This window comes from Pseudomonas sp. UBA6276 (assembly GCF_002438365.1).
GTDB classification, from domain to species: Bacteria; Pseudomonadota; Gammaproteobacteria; order Pseudomonadales; family Pseudomonadaceae; genus Aquipseudomonas; species Aquipseudomonas coleopterorum.
The window spans coordinates 297-11,234 of the sequence record NZ_DJUS01000076.1 but is presented as its reverse complement, the minus strand read 5'-3'; the positions used below and the strand labels follow the sequence as shown (position 1 = coordinate 11,234).

General features: G+C 62.9%; 10 protein-coding genes. 6 read left to right on the top strand and 4 right to left on the bottom strand.

Features of this window, described 5'->3' with window-relative positions; translation table 11 throughout:
• From B2V21_RS08860 to B2V21_RS08845, 4 genes are all read left to right on the top strand, one after another.
• A partial coding sequence (locus tag B2V21_RS08860) for an adenosylhomocysteinase (protein WP_286916637.1) occupies positions 1-828 on the top strand: 828 nt, incomplete at its 5' end.
• A gap of 69 nt (positions 829-897) precedes the next feature.
• The gene (gene metF, locus B2V21_RS08855) at positions 898-1,743 is read left to right on the top strand and encodes a methylenetetrahydrofolate reductase [NAD(P)H] (protein WP_049861658.1); all 846 of its coding nucleotides are present in this window, start codon (positions 898-900) and stop codon (positions 1,741-1,743) included.
• Between the two features lie 140 nt (positions 1,744-1,883).
• Positions 1,884-2,714 carry a substrate-binding periplasmic protein gene (locus B2V21_RS08850; RefSeq protein WP_049861657.1) on the top strand — a complete coding sequence of 277 codons (831 nt, stop codon included), beginning with the start codon at positions 1,884-1,886 and terminating at the stop codon, positions 2,712-2,714.
• A 221-nt stretch (positions 2,715-2,935) separates the two neighbouring features.
• Entirely contained in the window at positions 2,936-4,816 is a 1,881-nt protein-coding gene (locus tag B2V21_RS08845; RefSeq protein ID WP_049861656.1) for a DEAD/DEAH box helicase, read from the top strand.
• Positions 4,817-4,951: 135 nt separating this feature from the next.
• Here B2V21_RS08845 and B2V21_RS08840 read toward each other — a convergent pair whose 3' ends face one another.
• From B2V21_RS08840 to B2V21_RS08830, 3 genes are all read right to left on the bottom strand, one after another.
• Positions 4,952-5,551 carry a YceI family protein gene (locus B2V21_RS08840; RefSeq protein WP_049861655.1) on the bottom strand — a complete coding sequence of 200 codons (600 nt, stop codon included), beginning with the start codon at positions 5,549-5,551 and terminating at the stop codon, positions 4,952-4,954.
• Between the two features lie 37 nt (positions 5,552-5,588).
• The gene (locus B2V21_RS08835) at positions 5,589-6,140 is read right to left on the bottom strand and encodes a cytochrome b (RefSeq protein ID WP_049861654.1); all 552 of its coding nucleotides are present in this window, start codon (positions 6,138-6,140) and stop codon (positions 5,589-5,591) included.
• A gap of 195 nt (positions 6,141-6,335) precedes the next feature.
• Positions 6,336-8,108 carry a flavin monoamine oxidase family protein gene (locus tag B2V21_RS08830; RefSeq protein WP_286916636.1) on the bottom strand — a complete coding sequence of 591 codons (1,773 nt, stop codon included), beginning with the start codon at positions 8,106-8,108 and terminating at the stop codon, positions 6,336-6,338.
• 189 nt (positions 8,109-8,297) lie between these two features.
• Between B2V21_RS08830 and B2V21_RS08825 the strand changes: the two genes are divergently transcribed.
• Both B2V21_RS08825 and B2V21_RS08820 read left to right on the top strand, forming a co-directional pair.
• Positions 8,298-9,704, top strand: coding sequence for an adenosylmethionine--8-amino-7-oxononanoate transaminase (locus B2V21_RS08825; protein ID WP_286916635.1), 1,407 nt, complete (start codon positions 8,298-8,300; stop codon positions 9,702-9,704).
• A 134-nt stretch (positions 9,705-9,838) separates the two neighbouring features.
• Positions 9,839-10,558: a 16S rRNA (uracil(1498)-N(3))-methyltransferase gene (locus B2V21_RS08820; RefSeq protein WP_286916634.1), complete on the top strand. Its 720-nt coding sequence runs from the start codon at positions 9,839-9,841 to the stop codon at positions 10,556-10,558.
• A 3-nt stretch (positions 10,559-10,561) separates the two neighbouring features.
• On the opposite strand, the gene trhA is transcribed toward B2V21_RS08820, so the two are convergent.
• The coding region (gene trhA / locus B2V21_RS08815) for a PAQR family membrane homeostasis protein TrhA (protein ID WP_286916633.1) at positions 10,562-10,938 on the bottom strand (377 nt) is incomplete at its 5' end.

Sequence of the window (10,938 nt, the reverse complement as noted above, 5' to 3'; positions counted from 1 at the left end):
AGCAAGAACGACAACAAGTACGGCTGCCGTCACAGCCTCAACGACGCCATCAAGCGCGGCACCGACCACCTGTTGTCGGGCAAGCAGGCACTGGTGATCGGCTACGGTGACGTGGGCAAGGGTTCGGCTCAGTCGCTGCGTCAGGAAGGCATGATCGTCAAGATCTCCGAAGTCGACCCGATCTGCGCGATGCAGGCCTGCATGGACGGCTTCGAGCTGGTCTCGCCGTTCATCGACGGCATCAACGACGGCACCGAAGCGAGCATCGACAAGGCGCTGCTGGGCAAGATCGACCTGATCGTCACCACCACCGGTAACGTCAACGTCTGCGATGCCAACATGCTCAAGGCGCTGAAGAAGCGTGCCGTGGTCTGCAACATCGGCCACTTCGACAACGAAATCGACACCGCTTTCATGCGCAAGAACTGGGCATGGGAAGAAGTGAAGCCACAGGTCCACAAGATCCACCGTACCGGTGCCGGTAGCTTCGACGCGCAGAACGACGACTACCTGATCCTGCTGGCCGAAGGCCGTCTGGTGAACCTGGGCAACGCCACCGGCCACCCAAGCCGCATCATGGACGGTTCGTTCGCCAACCAGGTGCTGGCGCAGATCTTCCTGTTCGAGCAGAAGTACGCCGACCTGGACGCCGACGGCAAGGCCGCCCGCCTGACCGTCGAAGTGTTGCCGAAGAAACTGGACGAAGAAGTGGCCCTGGAAATGGTCCGCGGCTTCGGCGGCGTGGTCACTCAACTGACCCAGCAGCAGGCCGACTACATCGGCGTGACCGTCGAAGGTCCGTTCAAGCCAGAAGCCTACCGCTACTAAGCGTTCAGGCTCTTGATACGGCGGGCCAGTCAACGCTGGCCCGCTCGATGGGTTTACCGAGAAACTGCCATGTCTCACGATCGTCCCTTAAGCTTCGAGTTCTTTCCCACCAAGACCGATGCCGGGCATGAAAAGCTGATGGGCGTCGCCCGCCAGTTGGCTGCCTACAAACCCGATTTCTTTTCCTGCACCTACGGCGCCGGCGGTTCGACCCGCGACCGTACCCTGAACACCGTTCTGCAGCTGGAAAACGAAGTCAACGTTCCCGCCGCTCCGCACCTTTCGTGCGTGGGCGACAGTAAACAAGACCTGCGCGGCCTGCTCGACCAGTACCGGTCGGCCGGCATCAAGCGCATCGTCGCGCTGCGCGGCGACCTGCCGTCGGGCATGGGCATGTCCAGCGGCGAGCTGCGCCATGCCAATGACCTGGTCGAGTTCATTCGTGCCGAAACCGGCGATCACTTCCACATCGAAGTGGCGGCCTACCCCGAGATGCACCCGCAGGCACGCAACTTCGAAGATGACCTGGTCAACTTCGCGCGCAAGGCCAACGCTGGCGCGAGCAGTGCGATCACCCAGTACTTCTTCAACGCCGACAGCTACTTCTACTTCGTCGAGCGCGTGCAGAAGCTGGGCGTGAACATTCCAATCGTGCCGGGCATCATGCCGATCACCAACTACAGCAAGCTGGCGCGCTTCTCCGATGCCTGCGGCGCGGAAATCCCGCGCTGGGTGCGCAAGCAGTTGGAAGCCTACGGCGATGACGTGAAAAGCATCCAGGCGTTCGGCGAGGAAGTGATCACGCAGATGTGCGAGCGGTTGTTGCAGGGCGGTGCCCCCGGCCTGCATTTCTATACCCTGAACCAGGCAGAACCCAGCCTGGCGGTATGGAACAATCTGAAACTGGGCCGCTGAGTCTTCTCGCACAGCCTCAAGGCCCTGGCATTCTGCCGGGGCCTTTTTGTATCGATCAGTCGCAATAGAATCAGGTCAGTGGTGCCTGAAGCCCGGCATAGACCTTTTCAAGCGCGGCAAGGCGTCGTAATCTCCGGCCCATGGTTGCCATCCTCCGCTCGTTGCCCTCTGCGCTTCTCCTTTGCTGGTGCCTGCAGGCCCATGGCGAAACGCTGCGCATCGTTACCGATTCCTGGGCACCTTATGCCTTTGAAGAGAACGGCACCGCGCAAGGGATCGACTATGACATCACGGCGCTGATCTTCGAACGCCTGGGCATCCAGGTGCAGTGGCAATTCCTGCCATGGAAACGCTGCCTGGCGATGCTCGACCAGGGCCAGGCGGATGGGATCCTCGACATCTTCCAGACCAACGAACGCGACGCAAGCCTGTTCTATGCCAAGGAACCGCTGTCGGAAGTGGAATGGGTGTTCTACCAGGCCAATGACCGACCGCACCCGGTGCACAGCATGACCGACCTCGACGGGCTGACCGTGGGCATCACCGCTGGCTACGACTACGGCGACGCATTCGAACAGGCGCCCGGTGTCGTTCGCGAGAGCGGGCCCAGCCAGGAAGCCAACTTCGGCAAACTGGCCAAGGCACGCATCGATCTGTTGATCACCGACCGCCGCGTCGGCGAGTACACCGTCAAGCGGTTGGGCCTGCAACAGCGGGTCAGTCCCCTGCCCATGGAGATCGGTAACAATCCGCAGTTTCTGGCGGTGCGCCGAGGTGCCGGAATGGATCTGCTGGTGCAGCGCTTCGCCGCCGAACTGCGCCGGTTCAAGCAGGAGCCAGCCTATGCACAGCTGCTGGCTCGCTATGCCGTCGAGCCAATGAGTGGTAAAACGATACCTTCCGCTGCGCCGCAGACACTGCAGCCATCGCCCGCAGGCACCGCTGGGCAGCGTGAAAGCAGCGCAATGTGATTGCTCTGTTATACTCGGCCCTTGTGCCAGGCTTACGTCCGGCCGCTCGGCCTTGCCAAGGCCTCTCGAAGCACCTGCCAGCTGGGCCTGAGCCCGCGCACCGCTTCGTGAAGCGCACTTTGCAACCCCAGCAGGACCGGACGCGACAGTGTCACCCCACACCCGTCGCGCCAGGCAAGATTATCCCTCGGGCATAAGCCCCTACTAGAACAGGATTACTCATGTCCTTTGCTTCCCTCGGTCTCTCCGAGGCTCTAGTCCGCGCCATCGAGGCAGCGGGCTACACCCAGCCCACCCCGGTGCAACAGCGGGCCATTCCCGCCGTGTTGCAAGGCCGCGACCTGATGGTCGCCGCTCAGACAGGTACAGGTAAGACCGGCGGCTTCGCCCTTCCGATTCTGGAGCGGCTGTTCCCAGGTGGTCACCCGGACAAATCCCAACGTCACGGCCCGCGCCAACCGCGCGTACTGGTCCTGACCCCCACTCGCGAACTGGCTGCCCAGGTTCACGACAGCTTCAAGCTCTACGCCCGCGACCTCAAGTTCGTCAGCGCCTGCATCTTCGGCGGCGTCGGCATGAACCCGCAGGTACAGGCCATGTCCCGCGGCGTCGACGTGCTGGTGGCCTGCCCCGGCCGTCTCCTCGACCTGTGTGGTCAGGGCAGCGTCGATCTGTCCCACGTTGAAATCCTCGTGCTCGACGAAGCCGACCGCATGCTCGACATGGGCTTCGTGCACGACGTTAAGAAGGTCCTTGCGCGCCTGCCGTCCAAGCGTCAGAACCTGCTGTTCTCGGCGACGTTCTCCAAGGACATCACCGACCTGGCCGGCAAGCTGCTGCACAACCCCGAGCGCATCGAAGTCACGCCGCCCAACACCACGGTCGAGCGTATCGAGCAGCGCGTCTATCGCCTGGCCTCCAGCCACAAGCGTTCGCTGCTGGCGCACCTGATCACTCAGGGCGCGTGGGAGCAGGTGCTGGTGTTCACCCGTACCAAGCACGGCGCCAACCGCCTGGCCGAGTACCTGGAGAAGCACGGTCTGAGCGCCGTGGCGATCCACGGCAACAAGAGTCAGAACGCGCGCACCAAGGCCCTGGCCGACTTCAAGGCCGGCTCCGTACGCATCATGGTCGCCACCGACATTGCCGCGCGTGGCCTGGACATCGACCAGCTGCCACACGTGGTCAATTTCGAGCTGCCCAACGTCGACGAAGACTACGTGCACCGTATCGGCCGTACCGGTCGTGCCGGTCGTAGTGGCGAGGCGATCTCGCTGGTTGCGCCAGACGAAGAGAAGCTGCTCAAGAGCATCGAGCGCATGACCAAGCAGAAGATCCCGGACGGTGATCTGATGGGGTTCGATGCCAGCACCGTGGAAGCGGAAAAACCCGAGGTGCGCGAGCGTCCTCAGGCCAACAATGCCCGCGGTGCTCGCGCACCTCGCGGCGATGGCACCAGCAACGCCAGCAGCGGTCGCAAGGACAAAGGGAAGGACAAAGGCAAGGAAAAGCCCGCCGGGGCGCGTTCTGAACGCCAACCCCGTGACCAGAAGCCACGTCAGCCACAGGCTGCACGCGCGGCCGTAGAACCGGCGGTTTCCGCCAACCGTGCGCCGGACGAATTCCTCGATGACGAAGTGGACAACTTCGGCAACCGTGCGGATTACGTCAGCCCCTATCAGGGCAAGAACCAGGGGCGCGGTCGTCGTCCTGCCGGTTCTGCACCGGCCGGTGGTACTGCTCCAGCAGCAGCGCCTCGCCAGGGTCGCCCTGCCGGTGGCGCACCGCGCAACGGTGGCGGCGCACGTTCCGCCGGCACTGGCGACAACGCCGGCGCCAAGCGCGGTCCGCGCAGCAACGGGGGTGGCGCTCGTGACGGCCAGCCACGTCGCGACAGCAACCCGCGCAACCGTCGCCCGGCACGCGACGAGCAGCCACGCCAGGAACCGGCGGTGAGCAACTCGCGCAACCCGAGCCAACCGGTGATCGTGCACAAGGAATCGAAGATCGATCGTTTCCCGACTGCCGAGCAACTGGAGCAATTGCCAAGCCGCCCGCGGGGTGAAAAACCTGCACTGCTGACGCGCAATCGCGAAGGCTGAGCATGAGGTAGGCAGGCTCGCTGCCCTGTGGGAGCGGGCTCTGCCCGCGAAGGTTTCACCATGGCTCCCATGCCGGATACAAAAAAACGCCGCAGCCCTCACAGGCTGCGGCGTTTTTTCATGTCAGCGAATCACTTACTTCGCTTTCACACCTTCGAAGGTGAAGTACAGCTCGACGGTGTCCGACTGTGGCCCCAGGTCCATGGACTTGGGTGCGAAGTCCTTGCGGTTGATCGAAGTGGTGCCTTCGAAGCCGGCACGGTAGCCGCCCCATGGATCCTTGCCTTCACCCAGGAAGGTGGCCTTGATCACGACGGGCTTGGTCACGCCGTGCAGGGTCAAGTCACCGGTCACGTCAGCAGTGGTCTTGCCATCGGCGCTCTTGCCGGTCGGCTTGACGCTGGTGGACTTGAAGGTGGCTTCCGGGAAGTTGGCCACGTCCAGGAAGTCCTTGCTGCTGATGTGCTTGTCACGCTCGGCGTGGTTGGTGAACACGCTGGCAGTTTTGAGGGTCACGTCGATCTTGGCGTCTTCGGGCTTGGCAGCATCGAAGCTGAACTTGCCGTCGAAGTCCTTGAAGGTACCGGTGATGAAGCTGTAGCCCAGGTGGCTGATCTTGAAGTCGACGAAAGCGTGCTGGCCTTCCTTGTCGATGGTGTAGTCAGCGGCCATGGCCTGGCCTGCGGTGAACAGGGCAGTGCCAATGGCGAGTGCAGCGAGGGTTTTTTTCAACATGGGGAGTATTCCTCTTGAAGTTTGATAGGTACGGCAGTCAAGCTTTGCGACCCAGCATACGGATGAGGGTTGCATCACGATCGATGAAGTGGTGTTTCAATGCAGCCAAGCCGTGCAGTACGGCGAATATCACCAGTACCCACGCCAGGTAGAAATGCACGGTACCGGCGGTTTCCGCCTGATTGGGCAGGCCGCTGACCAGCGCCGGTATTTCGAACAGCCCGAAAACCGGAATGCCTACCCCGTCTGCGGTCGAGATCAGGTAGCCGGCGCTCATCACCAGGAACAGGTCCGCATAGAGGAACAGGTGCCCCAGATGAGCCGCCGTGCGGGTCAGCTTGCCCTGGTTGGGTGTGGGCGGCGGGGGTGGGCTGATGAAGCGCCAGACCACGCGCACAAGCATGAAGAAGAACAGCACCAGGCCGATGCTTTTGTGCAGGTCAGGGCCGGCCTTGCGCCATGGGTCGTAGTAACCCAGGCCCACCATCCACAACCCAAGAGCGAAAAGCCCGAATACGGTCAGCGCGACGCCCCAGTGCAGGACGATGCTGACCCAGCCATAGCGAGAAGTGGAATTACGTAGTTGCATGTGCCTTGACCTTGTAAGAACTGCGCTCAAGATGACTGACTTATCTATCGGATTAAAGCGGAAAATCTCGCTTTGAAATATCGATAAAGTTGATTAAGACAGTATTAAGCGCACTGCTCACAGGCCAGGAACGCGGTTTTATACGCGTAAAGGCGCCGCCGACCCACGAAAAGGCCGACGGCTGCGGTGCGAAACCTACGGCTGCACTGTAGGTTTGGTTACTTCCACCTTGTTTTTGGATTCAACCGGTTTTTTCGCTTCGGCTGGCTTTTTGACCACAGGCTTCTTGGTTTCCGCCTTCTTGGGCTCCGGTTTTTTCGTTTCCACCTTCTTCACCGGCGCGGCTTTCTTCGCAGGCTCCGCCTTGACCGGTGCGGGCGCGGGCACGGCGGCGGGCACCGGAACAGGTGCAGGCGTGGGCGCTGGAACGGGAGCAGGTGCAGCCGCCGGTACTGGCGCAGGTGCAGGCTCGACGGGCTTGGCCGCTGGCGTGTCGCCGCCGCCGAACCACTTGGAGAAGAACCCAGGCTTGCTCTCGGCAGCCTTGACCGGTGCTGCCGCAGGCGGGGCGACCTTGACCGGTTCGAAAGACTTGCCTGCCGCCAGATCAACCACTTGGCCGGCAGCACGCTGACCGCTGCGCAGTGCGCCTTCCAGCGTGCCGGGGTACAGCGAGTCGGTGTGTTCACCCGCGAAGGCGATGCGCTGCTGCGGCTTCTCCCAGACTTTCCAGAACTTGCTGATCTGCCCCGGTCCGTAGGCCAGGTAGGCACCGCCATACGAAGGATCGGTGCTGTAGCGACGGATCTCGTAGCCGGTGTAGGCACCGCGCGCCTGTGGATAGAACGCGTGCAGGCGGATCAACACCTGGTCGACCATCTGCTTGTCGCCAAAGGCCTGCAGCAGGCGGGCGTTGTCACCGGACAGGTTGATCACCACATTGGCGCCACCCTTCAAGGCTGGCTCGATCCACAACATGCCCAGCCCGGTGTTGCTGTAGATCTCGCCGGACATCCGCGCCTTGCTGTCCCACACCGGCGTCTTGAATTTGAGCAGCAGTTGGTCACGCCAGCCATAGTTGGTGCCCTTGATTGCCGCCAGCTGGCGGTTGTCCAGCGCAGGGGTGAAGGCGATCTTGCCCAGTGCACGCAGAGGGACGGCCAGGACCACATAGCTGGCCTGGTAGCCCACGGCGCCCACTTTGACGGTCACGCCGTCCTTGTCCTGGCTGATGGCCGACACCGGTGAATCGGTCTTGATGGTCTTGATCTGTTTGACGAACGCCTGGGCCAGCACCGGGCTGCCACCGATCAGGCGCGAGGCGCGCAGATCACGGTCGTCGATGTCCTGATAGACCCGGTTCTGCTGGGCGAAATACAGCAGTGACAGACGCGACGGTTCGTCGTAGCGAGTACGAATCTTCTGGTTGATCAGTTGCCGTGCCGTAGGGGGCAGTTGCAGGCGATCCAGCCAGTTGGACACGTTGATCTGGTCCAGGGCGAACAGGGTGCTGGTCGCACCTGGGTTTTCCGGATCCTTGACCGAGCGGGCGAGGTCATCCAGGGTTTTCTCGTAGCGCTTGAGGGCTTCCGCAGTCGCTGGCTGCTTGGTGGCCAGGTCGGCAGCGGTGAAGTATTCGCCGTCGATCAGGTAGCCAGGGTTGCGGACGAATTCCGGTGCCGGCTGGGTGGCCAGCTTGAAGGTGTTCACGTAACCATTGAGCACCGGCTGGACCTTGCTGCCGCCGATCCATTCGCTGGTGGCCAGACCCGAGCGGCCGCCGAGGCTGGGTCGTGCTTCCAGCAGGGTCACCTGCCAGCCTTTGGCCTGCAGCTCGTAGGCGGCCGTCAGCCCCGCCAGACCGCCGCCGACGACGATCGCCGTCTGAGCCTTGTCATTGCCCAACGCCTGCGCGCTGAACAGCCCTACTACTATCAGCGCCCAGGCGCGCAACCAACCAGCAGACATGCAGAGAACTCCGGCAGAGCAAGCGAAATGGCCGGATCGAGCCCCGGCAGTGGCAAATTGCCGCGCAGCATACGCCAGCGGCATAGTGCCCGCCAGTGTCGCCATCGAGCATGTTTGGGTTGTTAGCCGAGGCCTCATTGCATAGGCTTGCGCGACTGTTTGCCAAGCGTGTTGCCGCGGGAGAGAAAGATGGGACTCAACGACCAGTGGATGAAACGAGACCTCGAGGTCTTGTGGCACCCCTGCACCCAGATGAAAGACCACGAGCGGCTGCCGCTGATCCCGATCAAACGCGGCGAAGGCGTGTGGCTGGAGGACTTCGACGGCAAGCGCTACCTGGACGCGGTCAGCTCCTGGTGGGTCAATGTCTTCGGACATGCCAATCCGCGCATCAATCAGCGCATCAAGGATCAGGTCGATCAGCTGGAGCACGTGATCCTGGCCGGTTTCAGCCATCAGCCGGTGATCGAGCTGTCGGAGCGTCTGGTCAAGATGACGCCCGAAGGGCTGACTCGCTGCTTCTACGCCGACAACGGCTCTTCGTGCATCGAAGTCGCGTTGAAGATGAGCTTTCACTACTGGGTCAACCGCGGTCAGCCAAACAAGAAGCGCTTCGTGACTCTGACCAACAGCTACCACGGCGAAACCATCGCCGCGATGTCGGTCGGTGATGTGCCCTTGTTCACCGAAACCTACAAGGCGCTGCTGCTCGATACCCTGAAAGTCCCCAGCCCGGACTGCTACCAGCGGCCCGAAGGGGTGAGCTGGGAAGAGCACTCGCGCACCCTCTTCCAGGCCATGGAACAGACCCTGGCCGAACACCATGAAAGCGTGGCCGCCGTGATCATCGAGCCATTGATTCAGGGCGCGGGCGGCATGCGCATGTATCACCCGGTGTACCTCAAGCTGTTGCGCGAGGCGTGCGACCGCTACGGCGTGCACCTGATCCACGACGAGATCGCCGTGGGCTTCGGTCGCACCGGGACGATGTTCGCCTGCGAGCAGGCCGGCATCCGTCCTGATTTCCTGTGCCTGTCCAAGGCGCTGACCGGTGGCTACCTGCCGCTGGCGGCCTGCGTGACCACCGACGACGTCTACAGCGCCTTCTACGACGATTACCCGACACTGCGCGCCTTCCTGCATTCGCACAGCTACACCGGCAACCCGTTGGCCTGTGCTGCGGCTCTGGCCACGCTGGACATCTTCGAGCAGGACAATGTCATCGAGAACAACCGCGCCCTGGCCCAGCGCATGGCCACTGCGACCGCGCACCTGGCCGACCATGCCCACGTGGCCGAGGTGCGTCAGACCGGCATGGTCCTGGCCATCGAAATGGTCCAGGACAAGGCCAGCAAGACAGCCTACCCCTGGCAGGAGCGACGCGGGCTCAAGGTGTTCAACCACGCCCTGGAGCGTGGCGCGCTGCTGCGGCCGCTGGGCAGCGTGGTGTATTTCCTGCCGCCCTATGTGATCACGCCGGAGCAGATCGACTTCCTGGCCGAGGTGGCCAGCGAGGGGATCGATATCGCCACGCGCAGCAGCGTGAGCGTGCAGGTGGCTGAAGATTTCCATCCTGGGTTTCGCGATCCGGGTTGAGTAGGGCGTCGCCTGTACCAGTGCTTTCGCGGCCACCGGCCGCTCCTACAGGGGCACACGATGCAACCGTAGGAGCGGCCAGTGGCCGCGAAGAGGCCAGAATAAACACCACAAAATCACCAGAGACACCCCCCATGCGACTGTCCCGCTTTTTCATCGACGCCTCCCTGAGCCTGGGCGAACACGAACTCCCCGAAGCCCAGGCCCACTACATCGGCCGCGTGCTGCGCATGGCCACCGGCGACAAGGTCCAACTGTTCGACGGCAGCGGTCAGGAATTCCTGGGCACCTTGCTGGAAGTGGGCAAGAAACGCGTCAGCGTCAACCTCGACGAACAGTTCACCGGCCAACCCGACTCGCCGCTGGCCATACATCTGGGCCAGGGCTTGTCCCGTGGCGAGCGAATGGATTGGGCCATCCAGAAGGCTACTGAATTGGGCGTGAGCGAAATCACACCGCTGGTGAGCGAACGCTGTGAGGTCCGCCTCAAGGACGAGCGCGCCGACAAGCGCCTGGCCCACTGGCGACAGGTGGCCATCAGCGCCTGCGAGCAATGTGGTCGCTCCAGCGTGCCGGTCATTCATTCGCCGCAGGTGTTGGCCGACTGGGTTGCCGCGAGCGACGCCGAACTCAAGCTGGTGCTGCACCCTGTCGCAGAGCCGCTGCTCAGCCACGCCAAGCCTGCCAGCCTGGCGTTCCTGATCGGGCCCGAAGGTGGCCTCAGCGATGCCGAAGTCGAGCAGGCCAAGGCCGGCGGCTTTCACGCTGCCCGCCTCGGCCCCCGCGTGCTGCGCACCGAAACCGCGCCGGTGGTCGCCCTGGCGGTGGCCCAGCAGCTGTGGGGGGATTTCTAGGCTTCAGAGGACGTAGAAAAAGATCGCGATGAAGTGCAGCACACTGCCCGCGATCACGAACAGGTGCCAGATGCCGTGGGCATGGCGCAGACGCTTGTCCAGCGCGAAGAAAATGATGCCCACGGTGTACAGCACACCGCCTGCAGCCAGCAAGGCGAACCCAACCGGCCCGAGCAGGTGCAGCAGCGGCTGGACCGCGACCAGCACGATCCAGCCCATCACCGCGTAGATGACGATGGACAGCACACGGGCCTCGGAGCGCGGCTTGATCTCCTGCAACATGCCCAGCACCGCCAACCCCCACACCACGCCGAACAGACTCCAGCCCCAGGGCCCGCGCAGGGTTACCAGGCAGAACGGCGTGTAGCTGCCGGCGATCA

What these genes read in the sequence shown, in the direction of transcription:
- metF (WP_049861658.1), top strand. Translation starts at nt 898, where the DNA reads ATGTCTCACGATCGTCCCTTAAGCTTCGAGTTCTTTCCCACCAAGACC.
- B2V21_RS08850 (WP_049861657.1), top strand. Translation starts at nt 1,884, where the DNA reads ATGGTTGCCATCCTCCGCTCGTTGCCCTCTGCGCTTCTCCTTTGCTGG.
- B2V21_RS08845 (WP_049861656.1), top strand. Translation starts at nt 2,936, where the DNA reads ATGTCCTTTGCTTCCCTCGGTCTCTCCGAGGCTCTAGTCCGCGCCATC.
- B2V21_RS08840 (WP_049861655.1), bottom strand. Translation starts at nt 5,551, where the DNA reads ATGTTGAAAAAAACCCTCGCTGCACTCGCCATTGGCACTGCCCTGTTC.
- B2V21_RS08835 (WP_049861654.1), bottom strand. Translation starts at nt 6,140, where the DNA reads ATGCAACTACGTAATTCCACTTCTCGCTATGGCTGGGTCAGCATCGTC.
- B2V21_RS08830 (WP_286916636.1), bottom strand. Translation starts at nt 8,108, where the DNA reads ATGTCTGCTGGTTGGTTGCGCGCCTGGGCGCTGATAGTAGTAGGGCTG.
- B2V21_RS08825 (WP_286916635.1), top strand. Translation starts at nt 8,298, where the DNA reads ATGGGACTCAACGACCAGTGGATGAAACGAGACCTCGAGGTCTTGTGG.
- B2V21_RS08820 (WP_286916634.1), top strand. Translation starts at nt 9,839, where the DNA reads ATGCGACTGTCCCGCTTTTTCATCGACGCCTCCCTGAGCCTGGGCGAA.